20 protein-coding genes are annotated in these 23,818 nt (G+C 65.6%); 4 read left to right on the plus strand and 16 right to left on the minus strand.

Annotated elements, in window-relative coordinates; translation table 11 throughout:
• Positions 1 to 61 precede the first annotated feature (61 nt).
• Complete coding sequence (locus VFW84_RS11325) at positions 62 to 682, plus strand: rhomboid family intramembrane serine protease (protein ID WP_329680562.1); 621 nt, start codon at positions 62 to 64, stop codon at positions 680 to 682.
• Here VFW84_RS11325 and VFW84_RS11330 read toward each other — a convergent pair.
• The 8 genes from VFW84_RS11330 to VFW84_RS11365 all read right to left on the minus strand — a co-directional run bounded on the left by VFW84_RS11330 (position 647) and on the right by VFW84_RS11365 (position 12,291).
• Positions 647 to 1,588 (minus strand): DMT family transporter, encoded by a 942-nt coding sequence (locus VFW84_RS11330; protein ID WP_329680563.1) that lies wholly within the window; start codon positions 1,586 to 1,588, stop codon positions 647 to 649. The genes VFW84_RS11325 and VFW84_RS11330 overlap by 36 nt on opposite strands.
• A gap of 50 nt (positions 1,589 to 1,638) precedes the next feature.
• Entirely contained in the window at positions 1,639 to 2,526 is an 888-nt protein-coding gene (locus VFW84_RS11335) for a DUF2189 domain-containing protein (protein ID WP_329680564.1), read from the minus strand.
• A gap of 77 nt (positions 2,527 to 2,603) precedes the next feature.
• Positions 2,604 to 5,690, minus strand: a complete 3,087-nt coding sequence (locus VFW84_RS11340) for an efflux RND transporter permease subunit (protein ID WP_329680565.1) — start codon at positions 5,688 to 5,690, stop codon at positions 2,604 to 2,606.
• A gap of 8 nt (positions 5,691 to 5,698) precedes the next feature.
• Positions 5,699 to 6,868 (minus strand): efflux RND transporter periplasmic adaptor subunit, encoded by a 1,170-nt coding sequence (locus VFW84_RS11345; RefSeq protein WP_329680566.1) that lies wholly within the window; start codon positions 6,866 to 6,868, stop codon positions 5,699 to 5,701.
• A gap of 145 nt (positions 6,869 to 7,013) precedes the next feature.
• Entirely contained in the window at positions 7,014 to 7,526 is a 513-nt protein-coding gene (gene lspA, locus VFW84_RS11350) for a signal peptidase II (RefSeq protein ID WP_329680567.1), read from the minus strand.
• Positions 7,526 to 10,396 (minus strand): isoleucine--tRNA ligase, encoded by a 2,871-nt coding sequence (gene ileS, locus VFW84_RS11355; protein ID WP_329680568.1) that lies wholly within the window; start codon positions 10,394 to 10,396, stop codon positions 7,526 to 7,528. Before ileS ends, lspA begins: the two co-directional genes overlap by 1 nt.
• A 147-nt stretch (positions 10,397 to 10,543) precedes the next feature.
• A complete protein-coding gene (locus tag VFW84_RS11360; RefSeq protein WP_329680569.1) occupies positions 10,544 to 11,530 on the minus strand; it encodes a bifunctional riboflavin kinase/FAD synthetase in 987 nt (328 codons plus the stop codon).
• Positions 11,531 to 11,553: 23 nt separating this feature from the next.
• A complete protein-coding gene (locus tag VFW84_RS11365) occupies positions 11,554 to 12,291 on the minus strand; it encodes a pseudouridine synthase (protein WP_329680570.1) in 738 nt (245 codons plus the stop codon).
• 84 nt (positions 12,292 to 12,375) lie between these two features.
• Here VFW84_RS11365 and VFW84_RS11370 point away from each other — a divergent pair, with 84 nt between their 5' ends.
• Positions 12,376 to 13,203 carry an MBL fold metallo-hydrolase gene (locus tag VFW84_RS11370; RefSeq protein ID WP_329680571.1) on the plus strand — a complete coding sequence of 276 codons (828 nt, stop codon included), beginning with the start codon at positions 12,376 to 12,378 and terminating at the stop codon, positions 13,201 to 13,203.
• 9 nt (positions 13,204 to 13,212) lie between these two features.
• On the opposite strand, the gene VFW84_RS11375 is transcribed toward VFW84_RS11370, so the two are convergent.
• From VFW84_RS11375 to VFW84_RS11400, 6 genes are all read right to left on the minus strand, one after another.
• On the minus strand, positions 13,213 to 14,373 hold the full coding sequence (locus VFW84_RS11375) for an acyl-CoA dehydrogenase family protein (RefSeq protein ID WP_329680572.1): 1,161 nt from the start codon (positions 14,371 to 14,373) through the stop codon (positions 13,213 to 13,215).
• Positions 14,374 to 14,393: 20 nt separating this feature from the next.
• Positions 14,394 to 15,590, minus strand: a complete 1,197-nt coding sequence (locus VFW84_RS11380; RefSeq protein WP_329680573.1) for an acyl-CoA dehydrogenase family protein — start codon at positions 15,588 to 15,590, stop codon at positions 14,394 to 14,396.
• Between the two features lie 10 nt (positions 15,591 to 15,600).
• The gene (locus VFW84_RS11385) at positions 15,601 to 16,788 is read right to left on the minus strand and encodes an acyl-CoA dehydrogenase (protein WP_329680574.1); all 1,188 of its coding nucleotides are present in this window, start codon (positions 16,786 to 16,788) and stop codon (positions 15,601 to 15,603) included.
• Positions 16,789 to 16,817: 29 nt separating this feature from the next.
• Positions 16,818 to 18,023, minus strand: a complete 1,206-nt coding sequence (locus VFW84_RS11390; protein ID WP_414638965.1) for a 3-oxoadipyl-CoA thiolase — start codon at positions 18,021 to 18,023, stop codon at positions 16,818 to 16,820.
• A gap of 186 nt (positions 18,024 to 18,209) precedes the next feature.
• Positions 18,210 to 18,875: a retropepsin-like aspartic protease gene (locus tag VFW84_RS11395; RefSeq protein ID WP_329680576.1), complete on the minus strand. Its 666-nt coding sequence runs from the start codon at positions 18,873 to 18,875 to the stop codon at positions 18,210 to 18,212.
• Between the two features lie 29 nt (positions 18,876 to 18,904).
• The gene (locus VFW84_RS11400) at positions 18,905 to 19,396 is read right to left on the minus strand and encodes a YajQ family cyclic di-GMP-binding protein (protein ID WP_329680577.1); all 492 of its coding nucleotides are present in this window, start codon (positions 19,394 to 19,396) and stop codon (positions 18,905 to 18,907) included.
• A 45-nt stretch (positions 19,397 to 19,441) separates the two neighbouring features.
• Here VFW84_RS11400 and murB point away from each other — a divergent pair, with 45 nt between their 5' ends.
• A complete protein-coding gene (murB, locus tag VFW84_RS11405) occupies positions 19,442 to 20,458 on the plus strand; it encodes a UDP-N-acetylmuramate dehydrogenase (protein ID WP_414638966.1) in 1,017 nt (338 codons plus the stop codon).
• 20 nt (positions 20,459 to 20,478) lie between these two features.
• Here the strand turns inward: murB and VFW84_RS11410 are convergent, their stop codons facing one another.
• Together VFW84_RS11410 and VFW84_RS11415 are read right to left on the minus strand one after the other, a co-directional pair.
• Complete coding sequence (locus tag VFW84_RS11410; RefSeq protein ID WP_329680579.1) at positions 20,479 to 20,796, minus strand: pyrimidine/purine nucleoside phosphorylase; 318 nt, start codon at positions 20,794 to 20,796, stop codon at positions 20,479 to 20,481.
• 58 nt (positions 20,797 to 20,854) lie between these two features.
• Positions 20,855 to 22,288: an argininosuccinate synthase gene (locus VFW84_RS11415; protein ID WP_329680580.1), complete on the minus strand. Its 1,434-nt coding sequence runs from the start codon at positions 22,286 to 22,288 to the stop codon at positions 20,855 to 20,857.
• 273 nt (positions 22,289 to 22,561) lie between these two features.
• Here VFW84_RS11415 and VFW84_RS11420 point away from each other — a divergent pair.
• The coding region (locus VFW84_RS11420) for a DUF4347 domain-containing protein (protein ID WP_329680581.1) at positions 22,562 to 23,818 on the plus strand (1,257 nt) is incomplete at its 3' end.

Genomic DNA, 23,818 nt, shown 5'->3' on the forward strand with positions numbered 1-23,818 from the left:
CGATCAGGTCGGACGCGGCACTCTATGATGACGGCTTCACTGATGCTGATTGTCGATCAAGATGCCGCCTCTGCCCCCCGTCACCCAGGCCCTGTTGCTGATCAACGTGGCCCTGTATTGCCTGGACATCGCGCTGGGTGAGTCTCTGTCGCGTGGCTGGTTGGCCTTGTGGCCTCTGGGCAGTTCCCACTTCATGCCCTGGCAGGTCGTGACCTATGCCTTCATGCATGGGTCGATGATCCACATCTTCCTGAACATGATGGCGCTGTGGATGTTCGGCGGCGAGCTGGAGCGGATCTGGGGCACGCGTCGCTTCATGCAGTTCTATGGCGCCAGCATCCTCATGGCCGCCGTGACGCAATTGCTGATGGCTCTGGTGACGGGCTCAGTCGCACCCACGGTGGGGGCCTCGGGCGGCACCTTCGGCTTGCTGCTGGCCTTTGGCATGATGTTCCCCAACCGCACCATCATGCCGCTGTTCCCGCCCATCCCCATGAAGGCCAAGTACTTCGTGGCGATCTATGGCGCCGTTGAGCTGTTCCAGGGCGTGACCAACACCCAGTCGGGTGTGGCCCATTTTGCCCACCTGGGCGGCATGCTGGGCGGCTGGCTGGTGATCCGCTACTGGCGTGGTCAGTTGCCCTTCTCACGCCTGCCCCGAGGGCCTCGCCGTCGTCCTTGAGGACCAGGCAATGCCCGTGGCAATCAGCAGCAGCGCACACGGGTGATACCAACGGGGTGTCTGGCCCAGCAGCAGCCATGACCACAGGGCCGCAAACACCGGGATGAGGTTGCCGAAAAAGGCCGCCACGGTGGGCCCGACCGCCTGCACACCCAGACCCCAGCCCCGGTAGGCCACGATGGACGGGCCCAGGGCAATGAAGAGCAGCCCCCCCAGCGTCGTCCACCAGGCGGCAGGCCCTTGCGGCCAGGACACGGCCTCGGCACGCCAGGACGCCTCCACCCCCGAGCAGGCCACGGCCCACAGCAAGCCAAAGAGCACTTGCAGCCACAGGAAACCCGCCCAGTCCCAGGTGGGGCCCCTTGTCATGGATGAGGGGGGCCGGGCCAGCAGCCAGCTGTAGAGCGCCCACACCAGGCTGGCCAGCAGCATCAGCAGGTCACCGGGGACCAGATGGACCTGCCGCAGGACCTCCCATCGCCCCTGGGCCATGACCAGCACCACCCCCGACATGCAAAGCAGGGCGCCCAGCGCCTGGCGGGCGGTGAACGCCTGCCCAAAGCCGAGTGCGCCCACCAGCATCATCCACATGGGCATGCTGGCGCCAATGAGGGTGACATTGATGGGCGAGGAGGTCTGAAGGGCCAGATACTGCAGGGCGTTGTAGCTGCCCACCCCCAGGGCACCGATCAGGGCCAGATACGGCAGCCGCTGCCTGAGAGCGGCCTGATCACGCAGGACGCGCCAGCCCCAGGGCGCCAGGATCGCCGCGACCAGGGCCCAGCGGAGGGTGTTCATGAGCACCGGCGGCACATGATCCACCAGCACGCGCCCCACCACGGTGTTGCCCGCCCACATCATGGGCGGCAGCACGAGGTAGCTCAGGGTCTTGGCGTCGAGTTTCACATCGGGATCCTGTGAGGAATCCCGGGATTAGAGCAGAGGTGCGCTGCGGCTCAGGGTGCTCGGGTGGCGGCGCGGTAGGCATGCCAGGAGGCGTGTCCCACCACCGGCCCCGCGATCAGCAAACCGATGAAACCAGGCAGCATGCCCAGCAGCACGACCACGGACAGCAGCAGGCCCCACCACAGCATGACGCCGGGTTGGCTCATCACCAGCCGCAGGCTGCCCAGGCCGGCCGAGATGGCGTCTACCGACTCGTTCATGATCATGGGGATGCTGACGACGCTGATGCCGAAGATCAGGCCGGCAAACACCGCCCCGACCGCCAGGTAAGTGATCACGAAGGGCAGGTACTCCGGTGTGAGCAGGAAGGCCAGGGAGCCGCCAAAATCCGGCACGCCATCGAAGCTGACGGCAAAGATCACCATGGCCGAGCGGCCCCAGAGCATCTCGACGATGAGCAGGATGAAGCCGAAGGTGGCCAGGGCACTGCCCTTGCCTCGCCAGGCCACCAGGGAGGCGCCCAGCGAGGGTGACTCGCCACGCTCCAGCGCGCGGCTGGTGTGGTACAGGCCCAGACAGACCAGGGGCCCCATGAGCAGGAAGCCCGCAGAGAGCGCCAGGGTGTAGGCCGGTGCAAACCGGAACACCGCCAGCAGGGCCCAGCCCATGAGGGCAAAACAGGCGCCATAGAACAGGCCGATCGCCGGCGCCCGTGTGAAGTCGCGCCAGCCCGCCATCAGCCAGTGCAGGGGATCGGCCCAGGCCAGGGTCTGCAAGGGGCGGTCGAAAGGATGATCGGACGGCGCGGCCACGGCCATCGGTGCCGCCCCATCGTCACCCGCCTGGCGCACATCGCCACCCGGCGCCGGAGACGCTGCATCCTCAGGAGCCTCTCGCCCCCCCACCTTGACCGACGGTATCGACTGCGTCACACCCATGGACCACTCCTGTCTAGGACGTTGCAAGCACAGTACAAATTACTGCTTTAGATCAAGGCGAGCCATCAGGACTTACGTTAACCCTTCTGCCGTTGGTGGAACAGACGGTCCAGCGCCAGGTAGACCACCGGCGTGGTGTAGAGCGTGAGCACCTGGCTGAGCAGCAGCCCCCCCACCACGGCATAGCCCAGGGGTTGACGCAACTCGGCGCCGGTACCGAAACCCAGCATCAGCGGAATGGCGGCCAGCAAGGCGGCCAGCGTCGTCATCATGATGGGTCGGAAGCGCACCACGCAGGCCTGCTGGATGGCCTGGCGCGGGCTCAGGCCCTGGTCACGCTGGGCCTGCAGGGCGAAGTCCACCATCATGATCCCGTTCTTCTTGACGATGCCGATGAGCAGCACCACGCCGATGAGCGCCATGATGGAGAAGTCCTGGCCGCTGAGCCACAGGGCAGCCACGGCACCGATGCCGGCGGAAGGCAGCGTCGAGAGAATGGTCAGCGGGTGCACGAAGCTCTCGTAGAGCACGCCCAGGATGATGTAGACCGCCAGCAGCGCGGCCAGGATCAGCAGGGGCTGGGTGGCCAGCGAATCCTGGAAGGCCTGGGCCGCGCCCTGAAAGCGCCCGCTGACGCTGTCGGGCACCTGCAGCTCCTGGCGCACGTCGTTGAGCAGTTTGACCGCGTCGCCCAGGGCCACGCCCGGCGCGAGGTTGAACGACAGGTTGACGGCCGGCGACATGCCCAGGTGGTTGATGCTGACGGCGCCGGTTTCGGGCGGCTCCAGGCGGGCCACCTCGGCCAGCGGCACCATCTGCCCGGTCTTGGCCGAGCGCAGGTGCAGCCAGTTCAGGCTGTCGGTCTGGCCGCGCAGGGCGGGGTCGATCTCGAGGATGAGCTGGTACTGGTTCTGCCCGGTTTGCGTCTCGGCGATCTGGCGCTGGCCGTAGGCACTGTAGAGCACCTGGTTGATGTCGTCGACGCTCAGGCCATGGCGGGCCGCGGCAGCGCGGTCGATCGTCAGGCGGGTGATGCCGGCGCCTAGTTGCAAGTCATTGGAGACATCGCGGAACTGGGGCATGCGGGCCAGGCGCTCGGTGAGTTTGTCGGCCCACTGGCCCAGGCTGGCGCTGTCGTCGCCCAGCAGCGCGTACTGGTATTGGGTACGCGGCGAGCCGGTACCCAGGTTGATGTCCTGCGCGGCCCTGAGGAACAGCGTGATGCCGGGCACCTGCGAGGTCTTGGCGCGGACACGATCGATGAATCCCTGGGCGGACACGTCGCGATCGGAGCGGTCCTTCAGAACGACGAAGAAGCGGCCACTGGAGAGGTTGCTGCTGCCGCTGGTAGCGCCCACCGTCTGGTTGTAGCCCAGCACGGCCGGGTCTTCGTCCAGAATGCGGGCGAGCGCCGCGTGCTTCTCGACCATGGTCTCGTAGGACACGTCCTGTGCTGCGACGGTGGTCCCCACCACGAAGGCCGTGTCCTGCAGTGGGAAGAAGCCCTTGGGGATGAGCGTGTAGGCCGCCACGGCCAGCCCCATGGTGGTGAAGAACAACCCCAGCATGAACCGGCTGTGGTCGAGCGCCCAGCCCACGCTGCGGCCGTAGGCGTCGATCAGGCGCTGCACCCAGCCACCTGCGTGATGGGCCGGTGCGCTGGACATCCAGCGGGAGGCCAGCATGGGCGCCAGCGTGAGCGATGTGATCACCGACACCGCGATGGCCGCCGTGACCGTGACCGCGAACTCGCTGAACAAGCGCCCCACCACCCCGCCCATGAAGAGCAGCGGGATGAAGGCGGCCACCAGCGACACGCTGATGGACAGCACGGTAAAGCCGATCTCGCCCGAGCCCTTGAGCGCCGCCTCGCGCATGGGCAGGCCGTGTTCGAGGTGGCGGTGGATGTTTTCGACCACCACGATGGCGTCATCGACCACAAACCCCATGGCTATGATGAGCGCCACGAGGGTCAGGTTGTTGAGGCTGAAGCCCAGCACGTCCATGGCCGCCACTGTGGCGATCATGGACACGCCCAGCACCGCCGTGACGATGAGGGTGGCCGAAACCTGACGCAGGAAGGCGCCCATCACCACCACGACGAGCACGAAGGTCAGCGCCATCGTGAGTTCGACCTCGTGCAGCGACGAGCGGATGGTGCGGGTGCGGTCGTTGAGCACCTCGACCGTGACGCTGGCGGGCAAGCGCGCCGTCAGCTCGGGCAGCGCCGCCTGGATGCGATCGGCCGTGGCGACGATGTTGGCGCCGGGCTGGCGGCGAACGATGATGCCCAGGCCAGGCTGGCCGTTCTGCCAGGCGCCCACGAAATCGTTTTCGGCGCCAGCGATGACCTTGGCCACATCCACAATGCGCACAGGCACGCCCTTGCGGTCGACGATGGTGAGCTGCTCGAAGTCCGCGGCATTGAAGAGTTGGTCATTGGTGGCCAGGGTGCTGGTGCGATCAGCGCCCAGCAGCACCCCCTTGGGCTGATTGACGCTGGCCTTTTGCACCACCGCGCGGATGTCGGCCAGGCTCAGGCCATGGGCCGCCAAGGCCGCGGGCGAGGCCTGGATGCGCAGGGCCGGTTTCTGCTGCCCGGAGATGGCGACCTCGGAGACGCCATCGATCTGGCTGAGGCGGCGCGCCAGCACGGTCTCGGCCAGATCGCTGAGTTCGATCAGGCTGAGCACCTCGGACTGCATCTTCAGGATGAGCACGGGGCCATCGGCCGGGTTCACCTTGCGCCAGGTGGGCGGCGAGGGCATGTCGTCGGGCAGCTTGCCGGCCGTGGCATTGAGGGCCGACTGCACTTCCTGTGCGGCCTCGTTGATGTCTTTGTCGAGCGTGAACTGCAGCGTGATCGAGGTGCTGCCCAGCGAACTGGTGGACGACATCTCGGTGACGCCCGGGATGCCGCTGAGGCCCACTTCCAGCGGCGTGGCCACGGCCGAGGCCATGGTCTCGGGGCTGGCGCCAGGCAGGCGGGCGCTGATCTGGATGGTGGGGAACTCGGCTTCAGGCAGCGGGGCCACCGGCAGGCGCGGGAAGGCAAACAGGCCCAGCAGCACCAGGGCCAGGGTCAGCAGCGTGGTGGCCACAGGGTGCGCGATGCACCAGGCCGACAAGCCGCGTCGGAGGGGGGCGTGGGTCTCCATGCTCATGGCGGCGCTCAGGGCTGGCGGGTCGCGCGGGCGGCGCCTGTGCCGTCCAGCACCTTGACGCTGGCCTGGGGTTTGAGGCGCGACTGGCCATCGACCACCACCAGATCGCCGGCCTTCAGACCGTCGGGCTGTGGCTCGATCACGACCACGGCATCGGACTGCCAGCGTGGCTGGACCGGCACCATCTGTGCCTGGCCCTGCACCACTCGCCAAGCCACGCTGCCCCGCAGCCCCCGCTGCACAGCCTTGGCCGGCAGGGTCAGGGCGCCTGGCATGGCACCCGTGCTCAAATCGACCGTCACGAACTGGCCGGGCCAGAGGCGATCGCCAGAAGGCGCCAGCTCGGCCTTGAGCTTGAGGGTGCCGGAGCCCGCATCGACGGCGTTGTCGGTGGACTGCAGACGCCCGCGGGCCAGGATGGGGCCCCCTTCGCGCTCGGCCACGGTCACCACGGCCCCACCCGCTTGCTGGGTGGCTCGCCGCACATCGGCCAGCCGGGTTTGGGGCGCATGAAACACCACCACCAGGGGTTGCGTCTGCACCAGCGTCACGATGCCCTGGGCATCGGTGGGGCGCACCACATTGCCGACATCCACCTGGCGCAGGCCGACACGCCCCGTGAACGGGGCCGTGATCACGGTGTAGGAGAGTTGCGTCTGTGCCTGGCTGAGGCTGGCCTGCTGCGACTGGACCTGGGCTTGCAACTGGGCCACCTGAGCCTGCTGCTGATCACGCTGCTGGGTGGACACGGCCGACGCAGCGACCAGGCCCTGAGTGCGCTGCAGTTCCAGTTGGGCCAGATCCAGTTGGGCCTGCAGGCGACGCAATTCGCCCTGCGCCTGCGCCACCTGGGCGCGCAGGCTGCGGTCATCCAGGCGGGCCAGAACCTGCCCCTGGCGCACCACCTGGCCTTCCGTGAAGCGGACCTCGGTCAGCAGCCCTTCGATGCGGGCGCGTACCACCGCCTGCTGCGAGGCCTGCACCTGCCCCACGGCACTGAGCGACAAGGCCTGATCCTGAACGACCACGGGCGCGACCTTGACCGGCACGGGCGGTGGCGCCTTGCCTTGGGCTTTCTGGGCCACGGAGGGCGCAGACAGCCACCACAGCCCCACGGCCAAACTCAAGGCCGAGAGAGCCCCCACGTTGTTCCAGCGAAGATCGGTCAAGGCGCGCATGAGACGTCAGGCAAAAAGTGTGGCCTGATCGTAAATGACAAGGCGCCCGAGCCAGGCGCCGCCCTCATGCAAAGATCGCGTAAAGCCATGCGCAAACAGCGCTTGCCCTGGGCTGAAACGACCAGCCCTGATGCCACGCAGCCCCTCAGCTGCGTCGCACGCGCACGATCTCGTCCAGGATCAACAGGGCCGCACCGATCGAGATGGCGCAGTCGGCGATGTTGAAGGCCGGGAAGTGCCCACGGTAGAACAGCGGCGAGAGGATGGCCCAGTGGAAGTCCAGGAAGTCCACCACGTAGCCGTGCACCATGCGGTCGATCACATTGCCGATGGCCCCCCCCATGATCAGGGTCAGCGCCCAGGAGAACATGCGCTGGTGGCCGTGCTGGCGCAGCATGTAGAGGATGAAGCTGACCGCTGCCGCGCCCAGCCCCACAAAGAACCAGCGCTGCCAGCCCCCCGCCTGCGCCAGGAAGGAGAACGCCGCGCCGGTGTTGTGCACCCTCACCAGGTTGAAAAAGCTCGTGACCGGACGGGAATCTCCCAGATCAAAAGCGCCCAGCACCACGATCTTGGTGATCTGGTCCAGCAGCACGATGATCAGGGCGATGCCCAGCCAGGGCAGCAAGCCGCCCCCACCTGCCTTGCGCGTCGCCATCAGGCCACCTTGCGCACTTCACCCGCACCGTGCAGGTTGCTGTCGCAACGGCCGCAGAGGGTGGGGTGTTCCGGGTTGATGCCGACATCGTCACGGTAGTGCCAGCAGCGCTCGCACTTGGTGGCACCCGACGGGGTCACCTGGATGCCCAGGGCGTCGCCCAGCGCCAGGGTGACCTTGGAGACGATGAACACGAACTTGAGGTCGTCGCCCAGGCTGGCGAGCAGCGCATGGTCGTCGCTGGCCGCCGTCACGGTGATCTCGGCCTGCAGGGAGGCGCCCACCAGCCCTTCGGTGCGCACGGCCTCGATGTCCTTGTTGACCAGATCGCGGATCTCGCGGATGCGGGCCCACTTGGCCAGCAAGGCGGCATCGGCCTCAGCACCCTGGAAGTCCCAGTAGGTCTCGGTGAAGATGGAATCGCCACCGTGGAAGACCTTCCAGGCCTCTTCGGCCGTGAAGCTCAGGAAGGGCGCCATCCAGCGCAGCATGGCGTTCGTGATGTGCCACAGCGCGGTCTGCGCCGCACGGCGAGCCTGGCTGTTGGCGGCGCTGGTGTAGAGGCGGTCCTTGAGCACGTCCAGGTAGAAGGCTCCCAGGTCTTCAGAGCAGTAGACCTGCAGCTTGGCCACCACGGGGTGGAACTCGTAGCGCTCGTAGTGGGCCAGGATGTCGGCCTGCAACTGGCCGGCACGGGCTAGGGCGTAGCGGTCGATCTCCAGCAACTGGTCCAGCGGCACGGCATCGGTGGCCGGATTGAAGTCACTGGTGTTGGCCAGCAGGAAGCGCAGGGTGTTGCGGATGCGGCGGTAGCCGTCGACCACCCGGGCCAGGATCTTCTCGTCGATGCCCAGATCGCCCGAGTAGTCGGTTGACGCGGCCCACAGGCGGATGATCTCGGCGCCCATCTTGCCGCTGATCTCCTGCGGCGCCACAACGTTGCCGACCGACTTGGACATCTTGCGGCCCTGGCCGTCGACCGTGAAGCCGTGGGTCAGCAGGCCCTTGTAGGGTGCGCGGCCATAGATGGCACAGGCGGCCAGCAGGGAGCTGTGGAACCAGCCGCGGTGCTGGTCATGGCCTTCCAGGTAGAGATCAGCCTCGTGCAGCTCGTCATGACCGGCCTCGGGGTGGCTGCCCTGGGCAGGGTTGAGCACGTGGAAGAAGGAGGTACCCGAGTCGAACCAGACATCCAGGATGTCGGTGGACTTGGCATAGTCAGCGGCCTCGGCACCCAGCCACTGGGCCGGATCCAGCGTGGACCAGGCTTCGACGCCGCCTTGCTCGACCAGGTCGGCAGCCTTGTCCATGAAGGCCATGGTCTGCGGGTGCAGCTCGCCCGTCACCTTGTGCAGGAAGAAGGGCAGCGGCACGCCCCAGTTGCGCTGGCGGCTGATGCACCAGTCGGGCCGGTTGGCGATCATGTCGCGCAGTCGGGTGCGGCCGTTCTCGGGGTAGAAGGTGGTGTGGTCGATGGCCTCCAGCGCGGTCTGGCGCAGGGTCTTGGGAGCCTTGTCGGTGGCGAACACGCCCTCGCCTTCGTCCATGCGCACGAACCACTGGGCCGCAGCGCGGAAGATCACGGGCGTCTTGTGGCGCCAGCAGTGGGGGTAGCTGTGGACGATGTCCTGAGTGGCCAGCAGGCGGCCATGCTCGCGCAGGGTCTCCAAGATAACCGGGGCGGCCTTCCAGATGTGCTGGCCGCCGAACAGGGGCAGCTCGGCCTCATAGACACCATTGCCCTGCACGGGGTTGAGGATGTCGTCGAACTTCAGGCCATGGGCCACGCAGGAGTTGAAGTCGTCCACGCCATAGGCGGGCGCGGCGTGCACGATGCCGGTGCCATCTTCAGCGCTGACGTACTCGGCCAAGTAGACGGGCGATTCACGGTCATAGCCCTTGTCCACATGGGCCAGCGGGTGCTTGAACTTCAGGCCTTCGAGCTTGGCGCCCACGGTGGTGGCCACGACCTTGCATTCGTCGGCTTCGAAGCCATAGCGGGCCACGGCCTTTTCCACCAGCGACTCCGCCAGCACCAGCAGGCCCTTGGGCGTGTCGACCAGGGCGTAGCTCAGCTCGGCGTGGACGTTCAAGGCCTGGTTGGCGGGGAGGGTCCAGGCGGTGGTCGTCCAGATCACGGCGAAGGCGTCTTTGCTCAGCGCGCTCAGGCCAAAGGCGGCTGCCAGTGCGGCTGGCTCGGCGCTCAGGAAGGCCACGTCCAGCGTTTGCGATTTCTTGTCGGCGTATTCGATCTCGAACTCGGCCAGCGATGAGCCGCAGTCAAAGCACCAGTACACAGGCTTGAGACCGCGGTAGACGTAGCCGCGCTCCATGATCTTCTTGAGCGCGCGGATCTCGTTGGCCTCGTTGCCAAAGTCCATGGTGCGGTAGGGATGGGCCCAGTCGGCCAGCACGCCCAGGCGCTTGAAATCGGTGCGTTGGCCGTCGATCTGCTCGGCGGCGTAGACACGGGCCTTGGCCTGCACGTCATCACGGCTGAGGTTGCGACCGAAGGTCTTTTCGATCTGGTTTTCGATGGGCAGGCCGTGGCAGTCCCAGCCCGGCACATAGATGGCGTCCAGGCCCTTGAGCTGGCGCGCCTTGACAATCATGTCCTTGAGGATCTTGTTGACGGCGTGGCCGATGTGGATGTTGCCGTTGGCATAAGGCGGGCCGTCGTGCAGCACGAACTTGGGGGCGCCCTGGCGGGCGGCGCGCAGCTTGTCATACAGGCCGTTGTGTTCCCACTCGGCCACCCAGCCGGGTTCACGCTTGGGCAGATCCCCCCGCATCGGGAAGGGGGTGTCGGGCATGTTCAGCGTGGCGCGGTAGGCGCTCTCGGCGGGCTTGGCAGACTTGTCTTGGCTCATGAAGATTCTCGGCGAAGGAACACGACGGGGCGGGCATCACAAAAGGCCCCATTGCCGTCGGTTTCCATGGGATCAGGTCAGCCGCACACCACGCTCGCATGACGAGGCTGGGGCCGCGGCCAGGTTGGGCGTCTCAGACCGTCAGCGTCAAATTCGATCGCGTGTGGTCTGGCGGCGCTGCGCCTGGAAAAAGGACTTTGCATCGGCAATGTCCTTGTGGATGGCCGCCTGCAAGGCATCCAGCCCGTCGTAACGGGCCTCGTCTCGGAGTTTGTGCAGGAGTTCCACGCGCACGATTTTACCGTAGCCCCCTTCACTGCCCAGGACGGCCGGCCAATCGAAGCAATGGACCTCCAGCAGCACCCGCCCGGCATCTTCCACCGTGGGGCGCACCCCCAGGCTGGCCACGCCCTCCAGGGGCTGCTCGGCCAGGCCATGCGTGCGGACCACGAAGATGCCCGAGGTGGAAGGCCGCTCGTGCCCGAAACGCACATTCATGGTGCGGCAATCGAGGCTGCGGCCGAGCTTGGCGCCGTGGATGACATGGCCACTGATGGTGTAGGGGCGCCCCAACAGGCGCTCGACCTGGGCCATGTCTCCCGCTGACAGGGCATCACGCACCACCGAGGAGGACACCCGCAAGCCGTGAACCTCGTAGCTCATCATGCGGGCCACATCAAAGCCCCGCGCGCTGCCGGCGGCATCGAGCATGGCGTAGTCACCGGCGCGTTTGGCGCCGAAACGGAAGTCATCGCCCACCAGCACATAGCGGGCATGGAGCCCCTGCACCAGCACCTGGTCGATGAAGGCGTCCGGGCTGAGTGCGGCCATGGTCTCGTCAAAAGGCAGGATCACGACCTGATCGACCCCGCAGCGCTCCAGCTCCATGAGCTTGTCGCGCAGGGTGGCGATGCGGGTGGGGGCCAGCTCAGGGCGCCCGCTTCGGGCCGCGAAGTAGTCCCGAGGATGGGGCTCGAAGGTCAGCACCGTGCTGGGCAGGCCCCTGTGCTGTGCCTCGTTGCGCAGCAGGGCGAGCATGGCCTGGTGCCCCCGGTGGACCCCGTCGAAATTACCGATGGTGAGCGCGCAGGCAGGCGCCAGCTGAGCGTGGTGAAAGCCGCGAAACACTTGCATGGAAGCGATTATCCGCCAGAGGATCAGGGCAGCACGATCGCCGGATCCTCGATCCAGCGCCATTGGCCCAGGGCCAGGTCCTCGGGCAGGGTCAGGCGGCCAATCGCACTGCGGTGCAGGCCCTCCACCCGGTTGCCCACGGCCGCCACCATGCGCTTGACCTGATGGTATTTGCCTTGCAGCAGGGTCAGGCGCAGGTGCACGGTCTCGCCCTCGCCCACCCGCTCGGCAGCGTGGGCGGCCACGGGCTCGGGGTCGTCGTCCAGCACCACGCCCTTGAGCAACTGGTCGCACATCAGCTGGGTCACGGGGTGTTTGCAGGTGACCTCATAGACCTTGGGCACATTCTTCTTGGGAGACGTCAGTTGGTGCAACAAGGGGCCGTCGTCGGTCATGAGCAGCAGGCCGGTGGTGTCCTGATCCAGGCGGCCCACGGGCTGCAGGCCACGCTTGCGCAGGGGCGCGGGCAGCAGGTTGTGCACGCCGGGCCAGGCACCGGGTTTGAGCGAACACTCATACCCCGCCGGCTTGTGCAGCATCACCAGGGCTTTGACATGGGTCACCCAGGGCTGGCCGTCCACGACCAGGGCCAGGCGGTCCTGCGGGAACACTGCGTCCGGGTCATCGACCACCTCGCCATTGACCTGCACCAGGCCGGAGCAGATCAGCCCCTCGCACTCGCGACGGGCGCCAAAGCCCTGTTCAAAGAGGATCTGATCGAGCGTGTCGTGCCCGGCGGGCAGTCGAGGGCGTTTGGCCATGGCGGTACGGAGCGTCTGAATCTGGCAAAACCGTGATTGTGCTGCCATGATGCGCAGATCGCGACATCCGGTGCGGAGTGTTTCTTGAAAGTTCATCACCTCAACTGCGGATCCATGTGCCCCCTGGGGCAGCGCTTGCTCACCGGCGAGGGTGGCTGGCTGTCGCCTGCCCACCTGTGCTGCCATTGCCTGCTGATCGAAGGGCGCGACAGCCTGATCCTGGTGGATACCGGCCTGGGCACGGGCGACGTGGCCCAGCCCTCACGCCTGGGGCTGGGGTTCAACCTGGCCGTTCGCCCCCGCCTGATGATGGAAGAAACCGCCCTGCACCAGATCCGCGCGCTGGGCTTCGATCCGCGCGATGTGCGGCACATCGTGCCCACCCATCTGGACCTGGACCACGCAGGCGGCCTGGGCGACTTCCCTCAGGCACAGGTGCATGTGTTCGCGCGCGAGCACGATGCAGCCATGGCGCGAGATTCTCTGCAGGAGCGCGAGCGCTACAAGCCTGCCCAATGGGCGCATGGCCCGCATTGGGCCCGCCATGAGGTGCAGGGCGATCGATGGATGGGCCTGGAGGCCATTCGCACCCTGCCCGGCACCGACGAGGAGGTGTTGCTCGTGCCCCTGACCGGGCACACCCGCGGCCATTGCGGCGTGGCCGTCAAGGCCGACGAAGGCTGGCTGCTGCACTGCGGTGACGCCTACTTCCATCACGGTGAAACCGACACACCGCCCCACTGCCCCGTGGGCCTGAGCGTGTTCCAGCGCCTGGTACAGATGGATGGCCCCACACGGGTGGCCAACCAGCAAAGGCTGCGTGAACTGAAGCGGGACCATGGGCATGAGGTCTCCCTCTTCTGCGCCCATGACCCGGTTGAGCTGGCGCGCTGGACACCAGCACTTCAGTGAGGCGAGGGCTCAGGCGAAGACGCCTGCGCTGTCCTCCATGCGGGCCGACACCTCACCCAGGTGATGCAGAGTGTCGCCCAGCGACAGTTCCATGCAGGTCAGGCGCTTGAAGTAGTGCGCAGCGGCATACTCGTCCGTCACACCGATGCCCCCGTGCAACTGGATGGCCTGCTGGCCCACAAAGCGCATGGACTGGCCCAGCTGGACCTTGGCCTGGGCCAGGGCCCGGCGGCGCTCGGCGGCCGGCGCCGTGAGCTTGAGCGTGGCGTAATAGCTCATGGAGCGGGCCAGCTCCAGTTGCATCTTCATGTCGGCCGCACGGTGACGCAGGGCCTGGAAGCTGCCGATGAGCACACCAAACTGCTTGCGGGTGTTGAGGTAGTCGACCGTCAGGGCCAGCAAGCTCTCCATGGCGCCCACCGCTTCGGCGCACAGGGCGGCGATGCCGATGTCCACCATGTGCTCCAGAGCGGGCCAGCCCTGGGCCAACACCAGGGTCGCGGACGCCTGCTGAAGCGTCAGCTCGGCGGCACGTGCGTTGTCCTGCAGGGCATGCACCGCCAGGCGCACGCCAGCAGCCCCGCGCTGCACCAGGAACAGGGCGATGCCCTGGGTGTCATCCACCCCACCCGAGACGCGTGCCGGCACGATGTAGGCCTCGGTGACGCCGTCGTCGCCCCCCACGGGGACCAGGTTCTTGGTGCCCGTCAGCGTCCACTGCCCTACCGCGTCCTGGCGGGCCTGGGTGTGCACCACGTTCAGGCGATGGCGCGCACCGCGCTCCTGCAAGGCTGGCAGCACACGAGCCTGGCCTTCGGCGATCAGCGGCAGCCAATGGGATCGAATGTCGTCAGGGGCATGGTCACGCAGCAGGCCCGCCCCCATCAGTGAGGCTGCGGCATACGGTGCGGCCACCATCCCCCGGCCCAGCTCTTCCATCACGACCATGGCCTCCACGGGGCCCATGTCCATGCCGCCAAACTCGCCCGGCACCGCCAGGCCCAGCAGGCCCAGCTCACCCAGGGCCTGCCAGGCAGAGCTCGGGTCGATGCCCTGGCTGCCCCCGGCCAGGGCCAGGCCGCGACGGTGTTCGAAGCCGTAATCCTTGCTGACCCAGCGTTGCACCATGTCGCGCAGTTGTTCCTGATCGGAGCTGAAGTCAAAATCCATGATGAGGTCCTCTCCTGCGATCAGCCCAGCAGAGTCTGGGCGACGATGTTGCGTTGCACTTCGTTGGAGCCACCGTAGATCGAGGTCTTGCGGTAGTTGAAGTAGTTGGAGGCCAGCGGTGCCAACTGCACGCGCCCACCCGGGAAGCCCCCGGCAAACTGGTCGCCCTGCCAGCCGGCGTCCATGGCCTCGTGCAGGAAGGGCAAGGCGCCAGGGCCCGCCGCCAGCATCATCAGCTCGGTGTAACGCTGCTGGATCTCGCTGCCGCGGATCTTGAGCAGCCCGGCCACGTCCAGGGATTTCTTGCCGCCTTGCTCGGCGCTCAAGACGCGCAGCACCATCATTTCCAGGGCAACGATGTCGACCTCCAGCAAGGCGATCTGGTCACGAAAGCGCAGGTCCTCATACACGCCTTCGGCCTTGGCGATGCGCTTGAGGCGCTCCAGCTCGCGCTTGGCGCGGTTCACATCGGCGATGTTGGTGCGCTCGTGGGCCAGCAGGTATTTGGCATAGGTCCAGCCCTGGTTCTCCTGACCGACAAGGTTGTCAACCGGCACCTCGACGTTGTCGAAGAAGACCTCGTTGACCTCGTGTTCACCATCCAGGGTGATGATGGGGCGAACGGTCACCCCGGGCGATGTCATGTCGATCAGCAGAAAGGAAATGCCTGCCTGGGGCTTGCACTCGGTGTTGGTGCGCACCAGACAGAAGATCCAGTCGCCGTGCTGGCCCAGCGTGGTCCAGGTCTTCTGGCCATTGACGATGTACTTGTCGCCCTGGCGCTCGGCACGTGTCTTGACAGAAGCCAGGTCCGAACCGGAACCCGGCTCGCTGTAGCCCTGGCTCCACCAGACCTCGCCACTCATGATGCCGGGCAGGAAGCGCCGGTGCTGCTCGGGCGAGCCAAAGGCCATGATCACGGGCGCCACCATCACAGGGCCGAAGGGCACGATGCGGGGCGCCCCGGCCATGGCGCATTCTTCTTCGAAGATGTGGCGCTGGATGGCATCCCAGCCGGGGCCGCCGAACTCCTTGGGCCAACCGTAGCCATGCCAGCCCTTGGCGCCCAGGATCCGGGCCCAGCGTTGCTGGTCGCTCTTGTTCAGACGCAGCGCGTTGTGCACCTTGTGGGCGATGTCTTCGGGCAGGTTGGCGCGCACCCAGGCTCGCACGTCCTGGCGGAAGGCTTCTTGTTCAGGGGTGAAGTTCAGGTCCATGCGGGAGTCCTCATGCTGAAAAGGCCTGGATGCCGGTCTGGGCGCGGCCCAGGATCAGCGCGTGCACATCGTGGGTGCCCTCGTAGGTGTTGACCACTTCGAGGTTGACCACATGGCGGATCACGCCGTAGTCGTCGGAGATGCCGTTGCCGCCGTGCATGTCGCGCGCCACGCGGGCGATGTCCAGGGCCTTGCCGCAGTTGTTGCGCTTCATCAGCGAGGTCAGTTCGGGCGCGGCCACACCCTCGTCCTTCATGCGCCCCAGGCGCAGCGCGCCTTGCAGGCCCAGGGCGATCTCGGTCTGCATGTCGGCCAGTTTTTTCTGAATCAGCTGATTGGCGGCCAGCGGGCGACCGAACTGGATGCGGTCCAGGGTGTACTGACGAGCCGCATGCCAGCAGAACTCGGCAGCCCCCATCGCGCCCCAGGAGATGCCATAGCGTGCCGAATTGAGGCAAGTGAAGGGGCCCTTGAGGCCCTCGACATGGGGCAGCTCGTTTTCTTCGGGCACAAAGACCTTGTCCATCACGATCTCACCCGTGATGGAGGTGCGCAGGCCCACCTTGCCGTGGATGGCTGGTGCGCTCAGGCCCTGCCAGCCCTTTTCGAGGATGTAGCCACGGATCTTGCCCGCGTCGTTCTTGGCCCAGACCACGAAGACATCGGCCACCGGCGAGTTGGTGATCCACATCTTGGCCCCCGTCAGCTCGAAGCCGCCAGGCACGCTGCGGGCACGCGTGATCATGCTGCCGGGGTCGGAGCCGTGATTGGGCTCGGTCAGGCCAAAGCAGCCGATCCACTCGCCACGGGCCAGGCGGGGCAGGTATTTCTGCTTTTGCGCCTCGGAGCCAAACTCGTGGATGGGCACCATGACCAGGGAGGACTGCACGCTCATCATCGAGCGATAGCCCGAATCCACGCGCTCGACCTCCCGCGCCACGAGGCCATAGCAGACATAGTTCAGGCCTGCGCCGCCGTATTCCGTGGGAATGGTGGCGCCCAGCAGACCGAGCTCCCCCATCTCCCTGAAGATGGCCAAGTCGGTCTGTTCATGGCGGAAGGCATCGCGCACGCGGGGCATCAGACGGCCCTGTGCGTAATCGGAGGCGGCCTGCTGCACCTGACGCTCATCGTCGGTGAGCTGACTGTTCAACAAAAAGGGATCATCCCACTGGAAGCTGGCCTGGCGGGTACTCATGTCTTGTTCTCCTCGGATGATGTCGACTCTCACACACGTTCCATGACCAGGGCCAGGCCCTGGCCCATGCCGATGCACAGGCTGACCACGGCATAGCGGCCCTCACGGCGCTGCAGTTCACGCGCCACGGTCAGTGCCAGCCGCGCGCCCGAGGCGCCCAGCGGATGACCCACGGCAATGGCGCCCCCGTTGGGGTTGACGCGCGGATCGTCGAAAGCCAGCCCTAGTTGCTGGAGGCAACCCAGCACCTGACAAGCAAAGGCTTCGTTGATCTCGATGACGTCCATGTCGGACAGGGACCGGCCCGCGCGCGCCAGAGCCAGGGTGATGGCGCCCACCGGGCCCAGACCCATCACACGCGGATCGACCCCGCTGGCCGCAGCCGCCACCAGCCTGACCAGAGGCCGGACCCCAGCCTGCTCGCCCACACGCGCGCTGCCGATCAGGAGCGCCGCGGCACCATCGTTGATGCCCGAGGCATTGCCTGCCGTGACGACCCCGCCCTCGAAGAGCGGACGCAGTTGGCTGAGCGACTCCAGGGTCACGTCGGCGCGGGGATGCTCGTCGGTATCGACCACCCTGGGGGGCGTCTTGCGGCCCGTGGACACGCGGATGGGGTGGATCTCGCCCTGGAAGAAGCCTTCGGCCTGGGCACGCGCGAACCTGGCCTGCGACGCGGCCGCGAAGGTGTCGGCGGCCTGGCGGCCGATGCCCAGATCGCGCGCCACGTTGTCGGCGGTCTCCGGCATGGTGTCGGCGCCATGGGCCTCCAGCACGCGAGGGTTGGGAAAGCGCGCGCCAATGGTGGTGTCAAAGACCTGAATGTCACGGCTGTAGGCCTTGTCGGCCTTGGCCATGACAAAGGGGGCGCGGCTCATGCTCTCGACGCCGCCTGCCAGATACAGATCGCCCTCGTGGCAGGTGATGGCGCGGGCCGCGTCGATCACGGCCGCCAAGCCACTGGCACACAAGCGGTTGACGGTCTGCCCCGGCACGGAGGTGGGAAAACCCGCCGCCAGCACCGCATTGCGACCGACATTGCGGGAGTCCTCCCCCGCCTGGTTGGTGTTGCCCAGGATGACGTCGTCCAGTTGCGCGGGCTCCCAGGGGGAGCGCGCCAGCAGCGCGGTCATCACCTCGGCGACCAGATCGTCCGGGCGGACACTGGACAAAGCGCCGGCGTGACGCCCGAAGGGGCTGCGCAGACCGTCGTACAAGTAGGCGTCGAGCATCAGAAGCTCCTGGGCGTAAGCGGTGATCAGCCAAAGCGGCAGTTCTGCAGTGCAGAACAATGCCGCACCACGGACGCGAGCCAGTCTAGCAGTGCACTCCCCGCTTGTGGCAGCCTCCAGCCCCCATGAACACGCCTGTCACCCCATCCGCAACCCAGAAGGCCGGGATGTACTGCAGTGCAGAACCGATCAGTAGCGCTTGGTCAGGGTGAGCTGCTCGTTCTCACGCTTCATCTGAAAACGCGTGAGGAAGCTGTTGCCCAACAGGATGTGGGGCATGGAGCCCGGCAAGACCGAGGCTTCCACATCGTAGGCTTCGACGTCCTGGATCCGCACTTTGGCCAGACGAACGCGGTAGGCCGTGACCACGCCGTTGGCCGTCCCGCTCAGCATGCGCTGACCTTGTTCGAACTTGATGCCCAGGCGCCGCGCATCGTTCTGCCCCATGGCCACGGAGGTCGCCCCGGTGTCCACCAGGAACTCGACCGCCTGCCCGTTGATGCTGCCCTGGGTCACAAAATGCCCGCCGCTGCCGGCCGTGAGCACGATCTGTGAACCGCTGGCGCCGCCGGCGCCACCTCCGCCCACACTGACGGGAGCGCCGCCCAGGTGCACGGTCTGGCGCTTGCCCGCGATCTCGACCACGGTTTGATCGCTGGACACGCTGATCACCTTCACGCCCTGCCAGCTGTCGCCCGAGGCCACCGCCTTGGGTGCACCGCCATTGACCACCAGCAGGGCCTTGCTGCCCATGCCACCGGTCATGGCCACACTCTGGGCCTGGGCGGCCGAGGCCAGCGCGACACTGAAAAGCAGTGCCGCCAGATGTCGCCCGCAAACTCCCTGCATGACCATGGCATCTCCCTGTGAATGAATGGTTGTTGTCAGTCGCGGAAGTTATCGTACGACAAAGGAGCTTCGGTGATGTCCTTCTTGATCAGTGCAATGGCCGCCTGCAGGTCGTCGCGCTTGGTGCCCTGCACCCGGACCACATCGCCCTGGATGCTGGCAGTGACCTTCATCTTGCTGTCCTTGAGTTGCTTGACGATTTTCTTGGCCAGCTCGGACTCGATGCCGGCCTTGACCTTGATGGTCTGCTTGACCTTGTCGCCGCCCATTTTTTCGGGCTTGCCGATGTCCAGGAAGCGCACGTCCACGCTGCGCTTGGCCATCTTGTTGGTCAGGACTTCACGCACCTGATCGAGCTGGAACTCGGCATCACCCAGAACGGTGATTTCCTTGTCTTTGTCCTTGAACTCGATGGCCGCGCTGGTCCCCTTGAAATCGAAGCGTGTGCCGATCTCCTTGCTGGTCTGATCGACCGCATTTCGGACCTCCACGAGGTTGGGATCGAGCTTCACATCAAAACTGGGCATGGTTTTCTCCTTTGTGTCTGCGAAAATTCTGCCATGCACACGTCCCTGGCCGTCGAACACGGCACCAATCTCAAGCCTTTCAACACCTTTGGTCTGCCCTGTGTGGCGCAGACCCTGGTGCACATCACCTCGGACGCGGACGTCCGCCGGGTGGTGGACGACCCTGTCCTGGGGCGTGGCCCGAAGTTCATCCTGGGTGGTGGCAGCAATCTGGTGCTCACGCGGGACCTCTCGGCCTGCGTGCTCAAGATCGAAGTGCTGGGTCGCCGCCTGGTCGAGACCCGTGACGATGCATGGATTGTGGAAGTGGGGGCAGGCGAATCATGGCATGCCACCGTGCAATGGTGCCTGGAACAAGGCCTGCCCGGGCTGGAAAACATGGCCCTGATCCCGGGCACCGTCGGGGCCGCGCCGGTCCAGAACATCGGGGCCTATGGGCTGGAGCTCAAGGACCGGTTCGAATCGCTCGATGCGGTGGACCTGATCACCGGGCGCAGCATCACCTTGCGCGCCGAGCAATGCGGTTTTGGCTATCGGGATAGCATCTTCAAGCGCCATCTGGCCGGAAAGAGCGTCATCACCCGTGTACGCCTGCGTTTGCCGCGCCCCTGGCAACCCGTGGTGGGCTACCTGGAGCTGGAGCGCAAGATCGCTGAAACAGGCATCACCGCGCCCAGTGCCCAACAGATCTTTGACTGGATCTGCGCCGTGAGGCGCGCCAAGCTGCCCGACCCGGCCGTGATCGGCAATGCCGGCAGCTTCTTCAAGAACCCTGTGGTGACGCCCGAGCAGTGCCGCGACATCATCAACCGCGACCCCGAGATCGTGCACTACCCCATGAGCGATGGCAGCTTCAAGCTGGCGGCCGGCTGGATGATCGATGCCTGCGGCTGGAAGGGCAAATCCATCGGCCGCGCGGGCGTCTACGAAAAACAGGCGCTGGTGCTGGTCAACCGGGGCGGCGCCAACGGGGCCGAAGTGGTCACCCTGGCGCGCGCCATCCAGGAGAGCGTCTATGGGCGCTTTGGCATCCGCCTGGAGCCCGAACCCGTGGTGGTCTGATCCACCGGGGGCCCGATCGATCAGCCGAAATGGCAGATGTAGTGGTAGGGCTCGCCTTCCACCTTGATCTCGAAGGATGAGTTGCCAGGCACATTGAAGCTCTCACCCGCACCGTAGGTGGTCCAGGTGTCAGAGCCCGCCAGCTTGATGGTGGCTTGGCCGGCAACGGTTTCCATGATCTCGGGTGCGCCGGTATTGAAGGTCAAGGTGGCGGGCAGGATCACGCCGACGGACTTGCGGACGCCATCGGCCAAGGTCACGGTGTGCGACACGCACTTGCCGTCAAAGTAGACATTGGCTTGGGTGGCAACGGTGCCAGCCAGGGTGGTGGTGGTCATGAAGGGGTCTCCGAAAAAAGAACAGGCCGATGCCTGGGCATCGGCCTGAAGGGTTGGCTTACTTGGCGGACTTGGCAGCGGCCTTCTTGGCTGCCGGCTTGACCGCCACAGCCTTCTTGGCAGCAGGCTTCGCTGCGGGCTTCTTGCCAGCTGCGGGCTTGGCCTTGCTGGCTGCTGCGCGGGCGGCCTTCACATTGGCGCCAATGCGCAGGCGCAGGGCGTTGAGCTTGATGAAGCCTGCCGCATCGGCCTGGTTGTAGGCGCCGCCGTCGTCGTCAAAGGTCGAGATCTTGGCGTCGAACAGGCTGTCGGTCTTGGACTCGCGGCCCACCACCAGGATGGTGCCCTTGTAGAGCTTGAGCTTGACCGTGCCGTTGACGGTTTCCTGGCTCTTGTCGATCAGGCCTTGCAGCAGCTCGCGCTCGGGGCTGAACCAGTAGCCGTTGTAGATCATGCGGGCATAACGCGGCATCAGGTCATCCTTCAGCGCCAGGACTTCGCGGTCCAGGGTGATGGATTCGATGGCACGGTGACCCGACAGCAAGATGGTGCCGCCCGGGGTTTCGTAGCAGCCACGGCTCTTCATGCCCACATAGCGGTTCTCGACCTTGTCGAGGCGACCGATACCGTGCTTGCCGCCGATTTCGTTCAGCTTGGTCAGCACCTGGGCGGGGGACATCTTCACGCCGTCGATGGCGACCACATCGCCCTTGGCATAGGTCAGCTCGATGATCTGGGGCTTGTTGGGCGCCTTCTCGGGCGACACCGTCAGGCGCCACATATTGGCTTCGGGTTCGAAGTTCGGGTCTTCCAGCACGCCGCCTTCGTAGCTGATGTGCAGCAGGTTGGCATCCATCGAGTAGGGGGCGCCGCCCTTGCGCTTCTTGAAGTCCACCGGGATGCCGTGCTTGTCGGCATAGGCCAGCAGCTTCTCGCGGGACAGCAGGTCCCACTCGCGCCACGGTGCGATCACCTTCACGCCAGGCAGCAGGGCGTAGGCACCCAGCTCGAAGCGGACCTGGTCATTGCCCTTGCCGGTGGCGCCATGAGAGATGGCATCGCCACGGGTCTTCTTGGCGATCTCGATCAGGCGCTTGGCGATCAGGGGACGGGCAATGGAGGTGCCCAGCAGGTATTCGCCCTCGTACAGCGCGTTGGCACGGAACATGGGGAAGACGAAATCGCGCACGAACTCTTCACGCAGGTCTTCGATGAAGATGTTCTCGGGCTTGATGCCCATCTTCAGGGCCTTGGCACGTGCGGGCTCGATCTCTTCACCCTGACCGATGTCGGCGGTGAAGGTGACCACCTCGCAGTTGTATTCGTCTTGCAGCCACTTCAGGATGATCGAGGTGTCCAGACCACCGGAGTAGGCCAGAACGACTTTTTTCACCTTCTGGGATGCAGCGGCAACAGGCTTGGCCACCGGCGTGGCCACAGCGGCGGTCTTGGATGCCTTGGCAGGCTTGTGGGTCTTGGCTGTCTTGGACATGGTCTCGATCTCGAATCTGACGAAGCCTGCGATTTTAGGCGCCCTCAGAGGGTGGATTGCACCCACCGCCTCGCAAAACCGCGGGAATCTGCCCTCCCCACCCCCTTCAGCCGACCAGACAAAGTGGTCAAGAGGCGTGAATAGCCCACGATCGCCCCCCAATTCAACGTACCGCCAACTGTCCCCTGAGCGACCATTACATCTGTATACGTGGATCTGATCACTGCGCCAATCAGATCGATTCCAACCGACGCGCGGCTTTCATGGTGTGCAATGCGAGGCCCTCCCCGATCGAAACCCCCTCACAGGCGCCCGAGGTACGAACTCGAAGAGCTTGAACCCCGTCGACTGTTCTCGGCAGACCCGCTGGTCGGGGCGCTGCTGGGGACGGGGTTCGCGCTTGACACCGGGGGCACCGCGGCAAGCATCGACGTCGTGGCGGAGTCTCTGCGCGTGGTTCAGGCCGTCGCGCCACAATCTGCACAGTCAAATGCCACGGCTCCTGCCAGAGAAGTGGTGTTCGTTGACATGGGCATTGATGACGCCAGCGTCATTCTCAGTGACTTGCACAAGCAACAGGAGCAAGGGCGACCGATCGATGTCGTGGCGCTGTCATCCCAGGACGATGGCATCTCCATCATCACCAGTTACCTGAATCAACAGACGGACAAGATCGGCGCCATTCACATCCTCAGCCATGGCGATGCCAACGGCCTGCAATTGGGGAGCACATGGCTTGACGAAAGTACGCTGAGCGCCAGACTGGGCGCCATATCGAGCTGGGGCGCCAGCCTGACCAGCGAAGCGGACTTGCTGCTGTATGGCTGCCAGTTGGCCAGCGCTCCGGGTGGCATGGCCTTGATCGATCAACTGGCACTGCTCACGGGCGCCGACGTTGCGGCCAGCGACGACTACACCGGATCGGCCTTGTTGGGCGGCGACTGGATCCTGGAGTACACCACCGGCGAGGTCAACCACACTGACATCCTGACGTTTCAGGCTCAGGGGCAATGGCAGCACGTTCTGGCCACGGTGACATTTCAGGAAGGTGTCAGCAGCTATACAGGCACACAGGACACCTACATCGACAAGGCCGCGCCAACCACGTCACACGCCACCAGCACCGGTCTGCAGGTCGACGACGGCACGCCCAATGACATGCAGTCCCTGGTCCGATTTGACAACATCATCGGATCGGCGCAGATCCCCCTGGGATCAACGATCACCTCAGCCACACTGACGGTCTATGTGACCAACAACGATACGGCCGACGACGTCACCATTCACAAGATGCTGGTGACCTGGGACGAGAGTTCGACCTACAACTCTTTGAGCAGCGGCGTGGCCACAAACGGCGTGGAAGCAGACAGCTCAGGCCTGTTCACGCTGGATGCGGGTATATCGGGTGCGGCCAATTTCACCGGTCTGGCCTCATCGGTCCAGGCTTGGGCCAACGGCGGCACCAACTATGGTTGGGTCATCGTCACCGGTGACGCCAACGCCGACAACTGGACCTTTGCCAGCTCGGAG

Source organism: Aquabacterium sp. (assembly GCF_036279655.1).
Lineage (GTDB): Bacteria > Pseudomonadota > Gammaproteobacteria > Burkholderiales > Burkholderiaceae_C > Aquabacterium.